Raw genomic sequence first — 14,041 nt, 5'->3', positions numbered from 1 at the left:
TGTTTCTAAGTAATACAGAACAGCTGCGCAGCGTTCGGCCGCTCACACAGCCGAACGCACGCTTCGCCAGCAGCTACCGGTCGAGCAACTTCATGACTTCCTCCGGATAACGCAGGCCTGCCGTGGCATTGGCCGGGAATATCGCTTCAAGGGCCTGCAACTCTTCGCGGCTCAGTTTCACCTCCAGCGCGGCCACATTTTCCTCCAGGTATTTACGCTGTTTGGTGCCCGGAATCGGGATCAGGTAATCCCCTTGAGCCAAGACCCAGGCTAAGGCCAATTGGCCGGCTGTCACGCCTTTGTCGGCGGCCAGCGTTTGTACCTGCTGCACCAGCAACAGGTTTTTGGCAAAGTTTTCCCCTTGGAAACGCGGGCTGAAGCGACGGTAGTCGTCTGCAGCGAAGTCATCCGGGCTTTTCAGTGCCCCGGTCAAAAAGCCCCGGCCCAACGGACTATAAGGTACAAAGGCCACGCCCAGGCGCTGGCATGCGACCAGGCAACCGTTCTCTTCCTGATCGCGGCTCCACAGCGAATATTCACTTTGCAGGGCGCTGATCGGATGAACCTTGTTCGCTCGCTCCAGTGTGTCGACCGAGGCCTCACTCAATCCCAGGTAACGCACCTTGCCGGCCTTCACCAGTTCGGCCATGGCGCCGACGGTTTCCTCGATGGCCACCTGCGGATCGATGCGGTGCTGGTAATACAAATCCAGGGTTTCCACGCCCAGGCGCTTGAGGGTGCCGTCGATCGCTTCGCGAATGTATTCCGGGCGACCGTTGACGCCACGCGCGCCGGGGTTGGACGGGTCGCGGACAATGCCGAACTTGCTGGCCAGGAACACTTGGTCACGCTTGCCGACAATCGCCTTGCCGATCAGCTCTTCGTTGGTGTGTGGGCCGTACATGTCTGCCGTGTCGAGCAGGTTGATCCCCAACTCCAGCGCACGATGCAGCGTTGCCGTGGCTTCGCGGGTGTCCACGCCGGTGGTGTAGAAATCGGTCATGCCCATGCAGCCCAGACCGATGGCTGACACCTGTGGTCCGTTCTTGCCCAGTTGACGTGTTTGCATGAAATGAACTCCCTGTGGATGTAGGCGCTTAGTGTCGATCTCGACAGAACGAAGATAAACCGGCTAAAAGTGCTATCACTGTTCGTAATTTCTAAATAATCATCGAGTCCTGACCATGGATCGTTTAAACGCCATGCGTGTATTCACGCGAATCGTCGAGCTGGGTGGCTTCGCCAAGGCGGCGGACAGCCTGCAATTGCCGCGTGCCTCCGTGACCATTCTGATCAAGCAACTTGAGGCCCATCTGGGCGTGCAACTGCTGCAACGCACCACCCGGCAAATCAGCCTGACGCTCGATGGCGCAGCCTATTACCCGCGTTGCGTGCAGTTGCTGGCCGATCTGGAGGAAACCGAAGCCGTGTTTTCCGCTGCTCGCCACAACCCCAAAGGCCTGTTGCGAGTGGATATGCCGGCGGGAGTGGGGCGTCTGATGGTGATCCCGGCATTGCCGCAATTCACTGCACGCTATCCCTTGATCGAGCTGGAAATCGGTTTGAATGACCGGACTGTGGATCTGATCCGCGAAGGTGTCGATTGCGTGTTGCGGGGCGGCTCGGCCCTGGACGACTCACTGGTGGCGCGGCCGCTGGCCACACTGGATCAGGTCACGTGTGCGAGTCCCGAATACTTGCAGCGTTGCGGGACTCCACGGTGTCTGGAGGATCTGAAGGGGCATCAGATGGTGGAGTACTTTTCCAATAGCACAGGCAAACGCTACGGACTGGAGTTTGTCGTCGATGGGCAGTTGCGGTTGATCGACCTGCCCAAGCACGTCGCGGTCAACAGCTCCGATGGCTATCTGGCGGCGTGTGAGGCGGGATATGGCTTGGTCCAGGCTCCGTATTATCACGTTGCCCGTCAATTGAAGGAGGGACGGTTGATCGAGGTCCTGAGGGATGTGCCGCCACCGGGTATGCCGCTGACGGCGCTCTATCCTCCTCACCGCCAGTTGTCCCGGCGGGTTAGGGTGTTTGTCGACTGGCTGGTGGAGCTTTGCGCTCATTCGGATAATGGTTTTTACAGAGAAGACTCACGCTGCTAAGCGGGCCACCGATGGGGACGTCGGTGCAGCGGTGGCCTATCGTGGCGTTGGCGTTCTGCTGTAAATCGTCATGCAACTGTTGCATGTGTGCGCTGTTCAGGTTGAGTGACCGAGACTGGACACCTCGATGAAACAGGGCGAACCAGCCATTGCCACCCGGCGCGGGCATCAGGCCGGTGAAGGCGAAGCCCAGCGCCGAAAAGCTTCGCAAGTCTTGTGTGAAGTGCCGGGACAGTTCGAGTCTGGCGCAGATCATCCACTGCCTGGGCAGTTGCCAGAGCTGTTGGAGCAAGTGTCTGTTCAAGCGCGCAATGACGATATCGAACCGATGCTGGTGTTGCTTTATTTGCAAAGGCATCTCGGACCGTGACGCCATATCCCGCCGGGTTCCGAACACCGAGCACAGGTGCTTCATGAACGCCCGGTAGCGTTCAGGCCAGGGGATGTCGGGGAGCGGGCGCTCGTGTCCTTCGACCATGCGACACCCCATTACGATGGTTTCAGGGAGTGGTTCTGCGAATGGCGAAGGGACATAGTCGGGAAGCAATCCAGTGCTGTGAAAACCGATCTTTTCTGCCATGCGTTGAGTGTAGGGATGGTGGGTCACTTGCTTGATCGAGACGCTCGTGAGCCCCAGAGAACCTGACTGCCTCAATAACTCGCGGCCCAGGCGGGTTGCGATACTTTGTCCCTGTGCGGTGGGATGCACCACGCTGAGCGCCAGTTCCGCGGTATTCGAAAGCGTGTCGCGACACAATGCGGCATGCCCCAGAACGCGTGCGTCGCCCACGGCCAGCATCGATTGCCAGCGCCCCGCGGCGTGGTGTTGACTGATCATATTCGGCAGGTAGACATCCGGCTGAACGTAATGATCGCCGTAGACCTCTCGAAACAGTTGGCTCACGGCACCTGCGTCGGAGGGGCGGTAGGCGCGAAATATCAACCGGGTCATCACACAGACCCCAGCGAGGGAGTGTCATACACTCGCAAATCCACCACCCTGAGTTGTTTGCCTGAGCGAGGGTGAAGCTTCAGCTCTGTGGTTGTGCAGGTCAGCACCCGCAATTCCAGCAGACCCTCGCGGCTTAGCTCGTCGATGGCGGGGTAGTGGGCAAGCAGCGCCTCACGCAGTGCACGGCGATCCGGTTCGACGGTTTGCAAGTGAGGTTCAGGCACCCACCTCACGCTCAACAGATCTTTGTGACCGGTCTGCTCGATCAGCAATTGCCATTGCTCTGTGCGTGCTGCACGTTGAACGATCTCGTGTATTTCTTCGGTAAACAGCGACAGCACACCTACTCGTATACGTTGACTATGGGCACTGCGGCCCTTGAGGGCGAATTTACGCATCGGGGTTGCGGTCGGTTCACGCCAACAAGCACGGTCTCCTACCGGGTAACGCAGCAGCGGCATGAGCTGGCGTGTAAGGTTGGTCAGTACCAACAACCCGATGCGATCGCATTCTTCAATCACTTCACCAGTGTGTTCATCGATGATTTCCAGCAAGGTTTGTGGTTCGAATACCCGATGCTCGCCCAATGCACAGTCGCGATCGCTGGCACCAATGAGTCCGGCGTCTACGCTGGCATAGCCAATAGAGGCAATGCGTGCGTTGGGGAACACTTCTGCGAGAATTGCCAACTGCGGAGCAAACAGGCTTTCACCGCCATACAGCAGCGTCTCGACCCCGCACAAGACACGCTGATGTTGCGCCAGGTAGGCCGCGAATCGCAGTAACTGTGCCGGCACTCCAGCCAGAACATTGATCCGATGTCGTGCGATGGCATCCGCCAGTACGTCGAGCTCGACGCTTCCGGTAAACGGAAATTCACAGATAGGTCTCCCGACATGGGCCAGGGAGTCGTGGATAAACAGAAAGCTGGCGTAGAGATCCCCTGAAAAAAACAGGTTGGCCACCCGGTCGCCGTTGTTCAGTTGAACTGAGAGGCTGGCGCCGAACGTGCTGACCAAAGTTTGCCATTCCTCGGAGGAGTAAACCGCAAGTTTGCCCTGGCTGGTCGAGCCGCCGGTTTTAAATACCAGTGCGTCATCGACATCTCCGGTCAGGACTGACCAATGACTCAAGTCGTTGCTACCGGACCAATAGTCGGCCACATTGGTTAATGGCAGATCTTTTAAAGTAAGCCTGTTCGCGGGCAAGTGTTCCAGATGTTTACGGTAGAAGTCGGAGTGTTGTCTTATATAAGGTACAAGTTGTTCAAGCGAGTAAGTTGGCTTCACGGCGTTCTCTTTTATAGTGAGCGTCTTGCGTCGACTTTTTTATTTTCGTTGATCGATAATTAACGGTGTTTTGCCACTGTGTTTGTTTCGGGTGAATGCTTGTTCAGCGCATGTCGTCACCTCCACAATTAAAAGTTCAGCGCGCACCGCATTCGCCAAGGCTTCGTGGGTCAGCAGTTTTTCGTGGACCCAGGTGGCGTCTGCATCAGCGAGAACGTGCATTCGCTCGATCCCGTCGGCGGTGTGGTCCAGGACCACTTGAATGGGGGATCCCACACTGAGTTCCAGCGCTGCAGGCGCAACGAATTCCGTGCCAATGCGCACCAGCTTGCCGTGCCGCTGCAGCAGTTCGAATCGTGGCGTCTCCAGCCCGCAAGGGCAGGCTCCGGGTATCCAGCGGCCGGTGTCGCCGATGTCATATCGGCGCACGTGCTGACCTTGCCGGGCGCGGGACGTAAACAGCAGCCGGCCGATCTCATTGGTCTGTACCGGCACATCCTGTTCGAGCTGAACGATTTCCAGATGCTGGGTTTCGCTCATCAAATGGAATACGCCGTCCGCCATTGCCCGGCAGGCATGCCCCAGGGGGCCGGCATCGACGGAGCCATACATGGCGGAGCGAATCGTCGACACCCCACAACTTTCCATCAGGCGCCGACTGGCTTCTCCCGGATGTTCGCCGCCAAGGAATACTTTGCCGATACCGGCATAAGCGCGAAGTCGGGCCTGCTCTTTGAGAAACAGGCGATGCAGCGTACTGGGCATGCCGATCAGCACGGTGACACGCTGCTCCACGATCAGTCGGGCGATTTCGCTGAAGTCATCGTCCTGGGGAGCCCCCATGGGCAAATGCACAACACCCATCTGTTCAAGAATGTTGGAAAAACTGAAAAAACCACCATAAAGGTTGCCGCCGTAGAACAGGTTCATCACCCGGTCCAGGGACGGATCGAGGCCGACGCAGAACATGCCATCGGCTGCGGCGCGCATTTGTCGTTGAAAGTCTTGATAGCTGAATCCAGCCAACGCCGGCGTCCCGCTGCTTCCGCCGGAACGGAAGTACAGCTGTGCTGCGGACCCGATTGGCTGGGCCATAAAAGTGCATTTGTCCATGATCGGGTCATTAGATGTGTCAGGGGCGGGCGGAATCGGGTCGAGCGTCGCACGGCCCGTCGACACATGCGGGGGCAAACTCACCGAGAGGCGGCGACTCAGACGCGACAGCGCGTAGAGGCCATCGTGGGGCTCACCGGTGTAGCCGTCATGGATCGACTCGCAAGGCGCAATGCGGCTGACGCCGGCATTGACTAATGTTCGAACGATCTCAGGCGTTTTTGCCGGGTGGCACATCAACGCGCAGCTTTGCAGGAAGTTGCGCCAGGGCTGCAGTGTCTCGGTGAGCAGATGCTGCGGAACCGGTTTGAGCAGAATCGTACGAAACAGTGGTGACGGCGCAAGGGTCTGATGGTGCTCCCAGATGACACGCCATCCGAGGCCGCTCCACACTTGGCCGGTCTGGTTTTTGAAACATTGATCCAGCTGCACCATGGCGGTGCGGGTAGTGATTTCCGATGCTTCCTGATCTGTCGGCGTTAACGCTGGCCAGTGTGGGGCGCGACGGATGAAGGCTTCGGCCAGTCGATCTCCGAGGTTCTGCAAGACGGCCGGATCGTTGCTGTCCACCAGCACCCATTGAGGGCTGGAGCACGCCTGCTGATCCAGTCGACAGACTTCATCCACCAACGCATCGAGCGCCGAAGAGGTCGCCGCGTCAGGTGAGAGATAGGCGAAGCTGATTTTGTGTCCCCAATCGATCCAGCGACAGCCGGACGGGATCTGCTGACGGATCGATTTAAGCGCCGTTTCCCCGCCCCAGGCGGACACTCCATCGGCCTTGGCGCAGAGTTGAGCGATGCACGAGGTCTTCACCGGCAGAACCGCTACGAATTCGGCCAGTCTGCCGCTGGTGTCGCACCGCACAAGGGCGGCGAGCAACTGTGCGGTCAAACCCTGATCGCTGGAGCTGGGGCGAAGCCAATTGATGTTGCCGGCCAGCAGGCTTTCGAGGATCGCGCAGAACGCCAGCATCGGCGCATTGCCCGGGGTGATATGCACCACCAGCCCCAACGGGTGCCAGCTTTCGAAGCAGGGCTGCCGGTAGTCGATGCGTCGTAGCGAACGCGGTAGCTGGCCCAGTTCCCGCTCAAGCTTGGTGCTCAAGTTGCTGTGTTGGCAGAAATCGATCAGCCCTTGATATTGATCGTCGTCGAGGGACAGATCCAGGCTACGAGTTTGCAACTGCGTCGCAAAGCGAGCGGCGGACTCGATGACGGTCTCGCTATCGATCGGTGCGCAAAGCAGTCGCGGCAATGACTTTTGAAGGAGTTGCAGGGCGCTTTGCGGGGTGACGTCATCACGCAACTGGCCATTGATCAGGTACATATCAAGCCCCCCCGATCAGTTCTGAAGCGGCCATGGCACAGCTGCGACTGGCGGTGGTGCCGGCACGTCCATGCAGTTCGAACCAATCGGTCGTCAGGCCGCATCCGCAACTGGAGCCGGGGTGCAATGTCGCCAGATCACTCATGACCACCGCATGAGCGGGGCTGGACGAAATGTAGGGCGAAACGAACTCCAGCAAGCCGCGCTGGCCGTAGGGCTGGACAGTGAAGTCGGATGGGTTGCGCATGAAAACCTTCGAGTAGATCGGTACATGGAAACGATGGTGGGCACACTGGATATAGGGCACGGCATGCTCTACGGCGCCGTAGCCGTCCCGACAGCGGGACAGGTCGATACTCAATTGCCGGTTGACTCGGGCATATAGCTGATGCAGGGGGATTTCCTGCGCGGCCTGGGTTTTCCAGCCGCCTCCCAGAAACACCAGCGACTGGGCAGGCAACTGCAAGTCGGCCACGCTGGTGTCTTCCATGTGTTGCAGTGCATGGGAAAGGAATGCCGGAAAACCGATAATGCGAACGGGTAATCCTTCCTCGGCAAACTCCTGCAAGGCACGAATCACACCGAAAAGGTCGAATTCGTGGCCTTTTCCGGTCAGGCGCAAGCCGTAAACGACTCGGTTGACGGGGGCATAGCTGCAAAGAAACTGATCGGTGTAGGCCGTACCCAACGTGATGGCCGCTTCGGGTTCATAGCTCAGGAGCAGGTAATTGCAGGGGATGTCCGGGGTATCCCAGCCGTAATGCCTGAATATATGGCTCACCATGCCTTGTGCCGCAGTCATGCTGCGCTGGTCGTAGCGCATGCGACTCTTCTGGCCGCTGGTGCCGGAGGATGTCAGCTCCAGCGCATCTTCGCCTGTGGGGCCGAGCAGCAAATGACGTTTGAAGTAATTGGCGAAAATCGGCGGCAGCCTCGACCAGTCATCCAGTGTCTCCAGAGTATTTGCATCAAGCCCGTTTGCGTTCAGCCAGCGTTCGTATCCGGGCGTGTGATGACAATGAAACAGGCTGATTTCACCCATTGCCTGATCGAACAGGCCTTCTGGCATGGATTCCAGGCAATAGGGTTGCGTTAACGCGCAAAGCGCATCGGTGTGAGGTAGATGGATCATCAAAAGACCTGTGGGGTGGTGTCAGACGGCAAGCGTGATATGAGAGCGGCGCAGAAACAGTCGCAAGGGCGCCAGGCACAAGAGTCCCGTGAGACCGGCCATCAGGGCGAAAGCTTCAAGGCTGTCACCGGCACCCAGTGCGGCGATAATCGAGCCGCCGCCACCCATGACGGCGATGGAGATCATGCCGGTCATGGCCGAGACCAGGCCTTTGCTGTCATCGCTGGAGAACAGGGCGAGCCGGTACAGCGCGGCATTGCTCATGCCAAGACCGATGGCGTAAAGCGATAGGCAACTGACCAACAGCACCGTTGAAGCACCGGTGAGCGTTATGGTGATCAATGCAATGAGCCCGCCGCAAAATGGCCAGAGCGCATATCGAATCAGTTGGGGCAGTTCAGTGCTGGCAATCAATCGGTTGAGTATCAGATTGCCAAGAATGACGGCCGCAAATACCGGGATTTGCCACAGGCCATACTGCAGAGGAGAAAGTCCCTGGCTCTGGATCAGCAAGATTGGCGCCAAGCCGATCCAGGCAATCAACGGCAGGCTCATTAGTCCCAGGGCGACGGTAGCGCTCAGGAATTGTGTGTTGGTGAGCAACGCGGCGTATCGGCGCATAGTGCCGTTCCATTCAAAGGGCACTGCGGCCAATTGTTGACCGTCCTGGCGCACAGTGCCCACGGTTTCCGGCATGAACAGGTAAAGCCCGAGCCAGACCGTCGCGCCGCCGACACCCAACACTAAAAACATCTCCCGCCAGGAAAGCCATTCCAGTACCAGGCTGCCGAGCAGGGGGCCGAGCAGCGGGGAGAGCAGCGCAACGTTCCCCAGCAACGCCATGATTTTTACCGCGTCGGTTTCGCAGAAAACTTCTTGCAGGGCTGGATAACTGACTGCAATGACAAATCCCAGCCCCATACCCTGAATCAGACGCAAGCCGTTGAAGGCAACAATGCTCTGCGCGTAGAACGCAGCGGCACAGGCCAGGGCGAACCCGGCACAACCGAGCAGCAACAGCCGGCGGCGACCGTAGTGATCAGACAGCGGACCTATAAGCCATTGCAGAAGAATGCCGCCAATCAAATAAAGATTGAAGGCATATGGAACGTGGCTCGGGCCGGCACCCAGTTGATCGGTTACGGTCAACATGGCCGGCATGATCATGTCGCTGCCCATATAAGTCAGTAGTTCGAAAAGAGTGATTGCAAGGCAAAAGCCAAACAAATGATGGGGGCTGATATTGATTAACGGCTTGAGCATGGCATCCCTGTTTTACTCGAAGTTGGACGGCGGATTTATTTGTGATGTTCCGAGAGTAGACATTGATCCCGAACAGCTCAAACTCACGATTGAGACTTAAAGCTTCAATGGTTTTCGCTATATTTCGAGGTGTGGGAGCACGCAAAAAAAGGTGGATTTGGCTGACAGACTGATTGGAACAGTCATGTACGAAAAATGCCCGCTAGAGAGCGGGCATTTATTCAGTGGGCCAAAGAATGATTATTTTCTTACGAACGATTGGCTGAATATTCGTCGTTTATGTCAGCTGTTTTAGATCATCGATGTTGATAGTAGCCCGGTCCGCCACGGTCGTAATGGTGGCCGCCATGCCAGCCGTTATTAGGAAGAATGATGCAGCCACTCAGGGTCAGGAGGGCGAGCAGTGGAATCAGCCGTGTGATTCGACGGAGCATTTCAAAAATCCTCATGGTTATCGCCGCAATGAAGTCAAAACTCTTCATCGGCTGTAACATGAGACCCCGTTTGCAGCCTCTCATTCACACAGAACTGTAGGGGTTTGGTATGCAATCGGATACAAACCGGATACATTTTTTGGTTCAGGAACCCGTAATGACCCAGTCGCAACGTTTGAAATACTCGATTCTGATTTCCCTGGTGGTACTGGGGATCATGTTCGGCCTTTCCTGGCTGCAGAACGCAGGGTTCATCAGCGAGAAGCTGTTCCAGTACATCGCCATTGGCGTGGCGGTGGTCGTGGTGGTGATCAATGGCGTGATGCGTCGCAAGGTCAAGCCTTGAGCGACGCCTGCTGGCCTGATTGCTCACCATGAAGGACGGCTACGGCCTGTGGATGCAGGCTGTAGCTTTTGTCTGGATTGAGCGTGATCACGCCTTCACTGCACAGGCGTTTCAACACTTCGCGGACACTGAGAAAGGACAGGGGAATGTCCAGGTCCAGCAAATGACTGTGCACACCGCGCACACCCAGGCTGCGGTCGCCTTCGGCGGCGCTTAGCAAGGCGTCGATGACTTTCAGGCGAATCAGGCTGGTCCGCAGGCCAAAGCATTTGAGCAAAAACCTGATCCGTTCGTTGCCCTGGCGTTCGGTCTGTTGATTGCAAGCACCGGAGCTCATGGCGCTGCCCTTTGATGCATGGCTACCATCCGTTGGCAGTTGCGGGTTGTACATGCAAAAACTCCTTTCCAGAGCCTGATCATGAAAATGTGATGGGTGCTCTTGATCAATAAGACGAACGAGCCGGGAAATAATGAAGACCTGCATGTAGAAAATTTGTCGCCGCGACGTCAGCGCTCTGTGAGAAGAGCATTGGGGATGCCCTCAAAGACCTAATTTTTTTGGTGTTTGCTTCGTTTTTCTGGAAGGCGCATTGCGTGTCATACGTCTTTTCGATCAGGAGCGAGCGTGATTATTTCCAGGCAGTTAACCAGGTTGAGCCTGGCGGGTGTGTTTCTGGGGCTGAGCCTTGCGGCAAACGCGCGCAGTCAGCCAGAGCAGGCGACGGCCGACATCCGTCGAACCAGTTTCGGCGTACCGCATATCCGCGCCGAAAACGAGCGCGGGCTCGGCTATGGCATTGGCTATGCCTACGCTCAAGATAACTTGTGCTTGCTGGCCAATGAGATCGTCACCGTCAATGGCGAGCGTTCGCGGTATTTTGGCCCGGAGCAGGTGACGCTCGAGGAGCGCGGCAACCTGGCCAGCGATCTGTTTTTCAACTGGCTGAACACCCCCGAGGCTGTCGCCGGTTTCTGGCAGGCGCAAACTCCTGAAGTACGTGAGCTCATTGAAGGCTATGCGGCGGGTTACAACCGTTCGCTGACAGAGCGTCGAGCGCAAGGTTTACCGCAGCACTGCCAGGGCGAATGGGTGCGCGCAATTACCGCCCGGGACCTGGTCAAGTTGACTCGTCGATTGTTGGTCGAAGGCGGCGTGGGCCAGTTTGCCGAAGCACTGGCCGGCGCGACTCCGCCTAAATCCGTTGCTCATGCGGCAGGCGACCCGGCGTCGTTCCAGTTGGCGGCCTCACGCATGCAACGCTTCGTTCTGGATCGTGGCAGCAATGCCGTTGCGGTTGGCAGTGAGCGTTCGTTCAACGGTCGCGGGATGCTGCTGGCCAATCCGCATTTTCCTTGGGCGGGCGGGATGCGTTTCTATCAGATGCACCTGACCATTCCCGGCAAACTGGACGTGATGGGCGCCGCGTTGCCCGGTCTGCCGATGATTAACATCGGGTTCAATCAGCATCTGGCATGGACCCACACCGTGGATTCGTCCAAGCACTTCACCTTGTATCGCCTGCAACTCGATCCGAAGGAGCCTACCCGCTACCTGCTCGATGGCAAGTCCTTGCCGATGAAAAAGCAGACGCTGGCAGTCAGCGTGAAGCAACCCGATGGCCAGACCCGGCAGATTTCCCATGTGGTCTATAGCTCGGTGTTCGGGCCGATTGTGCAATGGCCCGGAAAACTGGACTGGAATAATCAGTTTGCCTACAGCCTGCGCGATGCCAACCTGGATAACGACCGGGTCTTGCAGCAGTGGTACGCGATGAATCGTGCCGCCAGCCTCAAGGATTTACAGGCTTCGGTGCACAAGATTCAGGGGATCCCGTGGGTCAACACCCTGGCGGTGGACGATCAGGGGCAGACGCTTTACATGAACCTGTCAGTGGTGCCGAACGTCAGTGCCGAGAAGTTGGCCAAGTGCAGCGATCCGCGAGCGGGACTACAGATGGTCCTGCTCGACGGCTCCAACAGTGCTTGTGCCTGGGACATCGACCCGCACGCCGCGCAAAAAGGTATTTATGCGGCAGACAAATTGCCGCAACTGCTGCGTAAGGATTTTGTGCAGCACTCCAACGATTCGGCCTGGATGGCCAACCCGGCACAACCGCTTACCGGTTTCTCGCCGTTGATCAGTCAGGATAGCCAGCCATTGGGGCTGCGTTCGCGCTTCGCACTGGAGCGTCTGGGCAGCTTGAACAAGGCCGGTCCTGTCGCTGCGGCGGATCTGCAACGCATGGTGATGGACGATCAGGTGTATCAGGCGGCCCTGGTGATGCCGGACCTGCTGCAATTCTGTGCCGCGGACCTCGGCACCGATGCGTCGACGCTGACGCCCTTGTGTGCGAGTCTCAAGGCTTGGGATCACCGAGTGAATCTGGACAGTGGGCTGGGCTTTGTGCATTTTCAGAACGTCATGCTGGCGTTGCAGCAAACCCCTGACTTCTGGCGTGTGGCGTTCGATCCGAAGGACCCGCAACACACCCCGAGTGGCCTGGCAACCGAACGGCCGGAAGTCGCCAAAGCGGTTCGAGCGGCGATGCTGGCTTCGGTAGAGAAGGTCGAGACCCTTGGCCTGAAGGCCGACAGCCGCTGGGGAGATATCCAGGTGGCCAGCAGTGGCGGGCAGCAAACGCCGATCCACGGCGGGCCGGGCACGCTGGGTGTGTATAACGCTATTCAAAGTGTGCCGAGAACCGACGGCAAGCGCGAAGTTGTCAGTGGCACCAGCTATTTGCAGGTGGTGACGTTCGATGACAAAGGGCCGCAGGCCCAGGGTTTGCTGGCATTCTCGTTGTCCAGTGACCCGGCGTCGAAGTATTCCCGAGACCAGACACAGGCCTTTTCGAAGAAACAGTTGAGTGTGTTGCCGTTCACTGAGCAGCAGATCACGGCTGATCCGCAGTACCAGGCTCAGACGATCCGCGAGCAGGATGAAAAGGTGGGGAAGATCGTCGCGCAGTAACAGCAACAGCGTTTAAATGAAAAGTGAAGGCCGCACCCCGCAAGGGTGGCGGCCTTCAGCTTTTTGGGGCTTGTTGTGGCATCGAGTTGAGGACCGGATTGCCGTCCTGGTTGCGGGTCAGGTAGACCGGCAGCACCTTGGGCAACGAAGCCACCAGGCTGTTGAGCTCTTTGATGTTGTAGATACCGCCGAGGCGAATCGAACCAGCGCTGTGGTCCGCGAGCATCACCGGTTTGTTCAGATAACGATTGATCAGGGGCAGGGCATCGGTCAGCGCCAGGTTATCAAGCACCAGTTTGCCGCTGCGCCAGGCCAGCGACTGGTCGTTGGCATAGGTCTGGCTGACTTGCGGGGTGAAGTCACCGTGTCTGTAACGCGCCTGCATCGCAGGTTCCAGACGTAGACCGTCGCCGGGCAGGGTATCGTTGCTGGTCACCAGCACGGAACCCTCGATCAGGTTCACGCGGACCTGGTCTTCATACATCCAGACGTTGAATTGGGTGCCGGTGACGCGAATCCTGCCGTCGCCCGCCCTGACAATGAACGGGTGCTGGGCATCGTGGCTGACGCTGAAGAAGGCTTCGCCTTTTTTCAGCGTGACACGTCGTTGATCCTTGTAATTGCTGAACGTCAGTTCACTGCCCAGGTTCAGCTCCACCTGGCTGCCGTCGCCCAGCGTGACCTGACGAACATTATCGGTCGCCTCGAAATGCTGGTAGGCATTGGGCAGCCACCCCAGGTTCCATCCGGTATACGCCGCCAGGGGCAGCGCCAGGGCGCAGACGGTGGCGGCGATGCCGAAGGTGCGCCAGGGCGTTGCCGGTTTGAGCCGAACAGCCGGTGTGGCGGATTCGGGACGAGGCAAATCCCCCGCAACATCCCAGATCTCCAGCATGGCTTCGTACTCGAAGGCGTGCAGCGGATGAGCATCACGCCATTGCTCGAACGCCAGGCGTTCCTCGGCCGTGCAGTCGGTGGCATGCAGACGCATGCACCAGTGCGCAGCGGCATCGGTGATGGCGTCGTATTGGGCTTGGGAGAGAGAGTGGTCGGTCATTGACTCATCCTGATTTCCTGCATTCTAACCTTGAGGGGAAGCCT

General features: G+C 58.0%; 12 protein-coding genes. 3 read left to right on the top strand and 9 right to left on the bottom strand.

The features are described from left to right. Positions 1 to 73 precede the first annotated feature (73 nt). The gene (locus ACEN9A_RS16045; protein ID WP_258668585.1) at positions 74 to 1,069 is read right to left on the bottom strand and encodes an aldo/keto reductase; all 996 of its coding nucleotides are present in this window, start codon (positions 1,067 to 1,069) and stop codon (positions 74 to 76) included. A 115-nt stretch (positions 1,070 to 1,184) separates the two neighbouring features. Here ACEN9A_RS16045 and ACEN9A_RS16040 point away from each other — a divergent pair, with 115 nt between their 5' ends. After that, positions 1,185 to 2,111 carry a LysR family transcriptional regulator gene (locus tag ACEN9A_RS16040; RefSeq protein WP_258668584.1) on the top strand — a complete coding sequence of 309 codons (927 nt, stop codon included), beginning with the start codon at positions 1,185 to 1,187 and terminating at the stop codon, positions 2,109 to 2,111. Here the strand turns inward: ACEN9A_RS16040 and ACEN9A_RS16035 are convergent. The 6 genes from ACEN9A_RS16035 to ACEN9A_RS16010 all read right to left on the bottom strand — a co-directional run bounded on the left by ACEN9A_RS16035 (position 2,032) and on the right by ACEN9A_RS16010 (position 9,623). After that, complete coding sequence (locus ACEN9A_RS16035; RefSeq protein WP_258668583.1) at positions 2,032 to 3,063, bottom strand: GNAT family N-acetyltransferase; 1,032 nt, start codon at positions 3,061 to 3,063, stop codon at positions 2,032 to 2,034. The two genes, ACEN9A_RS16040 and ACEN9A_RS16035, sit on opposite strands and share 80 nt — an antisense overlap. Further along, positions 3,063 to 4,352, bottom strand: coding sequence for a phenylacetate--CoA ligase family protein (locus ACEN9A_RS16030; protein WP_258668581.1), 1,290 nt, complete (start codon positions 4,350 to 4,352; stop codon positions 3,063 to 3,065). Before ACEN9A_RS16030 ends, ACEN9A_RS16035 begins: the two co-directional genes overlap by 1 nt. 39 nt (positions 4,353 to 4,391) lie before the next feature. Next, on the bottom strand, positions 4,392 to 6,794 hold the full coding sequence (locus ACEN9A_RS16025; RefSeq protein ID WP_258668580.1) for an aldehyde dehydrogenase family protein: 2,403 nt from the start codon (positions 6,792 to 6,794) through the stop codon (positions 4,392 to 4,394). A gap of 1 nt (position 6,795) precedes the next feature. After that, positions 6,796 to 7,926: a LuxE/PaaK family acyltransferase gene (locus ACEN9A_RS16020; protein WP_258668578.1), complete on the bottom strand. Its 1,131-nt coding sequence runs from the start codon at positions 7,924 to 7,926 to the stop codon at positions 6,796 to 6,798. A gap of 21 nt (positions 7,927 to 7,947) precedes the next feature. Beyond that, on the bottom strand, positions 7,948 to 9,189 hold the full coding sequence (locus ACEN9A_RS16015) for an MFS transporter (protein WP_258668577.1): 1,242 nt from the start codon (positions 9,187 to 9,189) through the stop codon (positions 7,948 to 7,950). 296 nt (positions 9,190 to 9,485) lie between these two features. Continuing rightward, positions 9,486 to 9,623 carry a hypothetical protein gene (locus tag ACEN9A_RS16010; RefSeq protein ID WP_258668574.1) on the bottom strand — a complete coding sequence of 46 codons (138 nt, stop codon included), beginning with the start codon at positions 9,621 to 9,623 and terminating at the stop codon, positions 9,486 to 9,488. 157 nt (positions 9,624 to 9,780) lie between these two features. On the opposite strand from ACEN9A_RS16010, the gene ACEN9A_RS16005 reads away from it, so the two are divergent. Further along, complete coding sequence (locus ACEN9A_RS16005) at positions 9,781 to 9,969, top strand: hypothetical protein (RefSeq protein ID WP_018926107.1); 189 nt, start codon at positions 9,781 to 9,783, stop codon at positions 9,967 to 9,969. Here the strand turns inward: ACEN9A_RS16005 and ACEN9A_RS16000 are convergent. Then, positions 9,959 to 10,360, bottom strand: a complete 402-nt coding sequence (locus tag ACEN9A_RS16000) for a hypothetical protein (protein ID WP_018926106.1) — start codon at positions 10,358 to 10,360, stop codon at positions 9,959 to 9,961. The two genes, ACEN9A_RS16005 and ACEN9A_RS16000, sit on opposite strands and share 11 nt — an antisense overlap. A 234-nt stretch (positions 10,361 to 10,594) precedes the next feature. Between ACEN9A_RS16000 and pvdQ the strand changes: the two genes are divergently transcribed. After that, complete coding sequence (pvdQ, locus tag ACEN9A_RS15995; RefSeq protein ID WP_258668572.1) at positions 10,595 to 12,940, top strand: bifunctional acylase PvdQ; 2,346 nt, start codon at positions 10,595 to 10,597, stop codon at positions 12,938 to 12,940. Between the two features lie 55 nt (positions 12,941 to 12,995). On the opposite strand, the gene ACEN9A_RS15990 is transcribed toward pvdQ, so the two are convergent. Next, positions 12,996 to 13,997, bottom strand: coding sequence for a FecR family protein (locus ACEN9A_RS15990; protein ID WP_258668570.1), 1,002 nt, complete (start codon positions 13,995 to 13,997; stop codon positions 12,996 to 12,998). Positions 13,998 to 14,041: the final 44 nt, after the last annotated feature.

It is taken from the genome of Pseudomonas sp. Pseusp18, assembly GCF_059506005.1.
The sequence above is the reverse complement of the archived record's forward strand: the minus strand, read 5'-3'. Positions and strand labels throughout refer to the sequence as shown.

Excerpts from the sequence above, each read along its gene's own strand:
- ACEN9A_RS16045 (WP_258668585.1), bottom strand. The coding sequence starts at position 1,069 with ATGCAAACACGTCAACTGGGCAAGAACGGACCACAGGTGTCAGCCATC.
- ACEN9A_RS16040 (WP_258668584.1), top strand. The coding sequence starts at position 1,185 with ATGGATCGTTTAAACGCCATGCGTGTATTCACGCGAATCGTCGAGCTG.
- ACEN9A_RS16035 (WP_258668583.1), bottom strand. The coding sequence starts at position 3,063 with ATGACCCGGTTGATATTTCGCGCCTACCGCCCCTCCGACGCAGGTGCC.
- ACEN9A_RS16025 (WP_258668580.1), bottom strand. The coding sequence starts at position 6,794 with ATGTACCTGATCAATGGCCAGTTGCGTGATGACGTCACCCCGCAAAGC.
- ACEN9A_RS16020 (WP_258668578.1), bottom strand. The coding sequence starts at position 7,926 with ATGATCCATCTACCTCACACCGATGCGCTTTGCGCGTTAACGCAACCC.
- ACEN9A_RS16015 (WP_258668577.1), bottom strand. The coding sequence starts at position 9,189 with ATGCTCAAGCCGTTAATCAATATCAGCCCCCATCATTTGTTTGGCTTT.
- ACEN9A_RS16010 (WP_258668574.1), bottom strand. The coding sequence starts at position 9,623 with ATGCTCCGTCGAATCACACGGCTGATTCCACTGCTCGCCCTCCTGACC.
- ACEN9A_RS16005 (WP_018926107.1), top strand. The coding sequence starts at position 9,781 with ATGACCCAGTCGCAACGTTTGAAATACTCGATTCTGATTTCCCTGGTG.
- ACEN9A_RS16000 (WP_018926106.1), bottom strand. The coding sequence starts at position 10,360 with ATGTACAACCCGCAACTGCCAACGGATGGTAGCCATGCATCAAAGGGC.
- ACEN9A_RS15990 (WP_258668570.1), bottom strand. The coding sequence starts at position 13,997 with ATGACCGACCACTCTCTCTCCCAAGCCCAATACGACGCCATCACCGAT.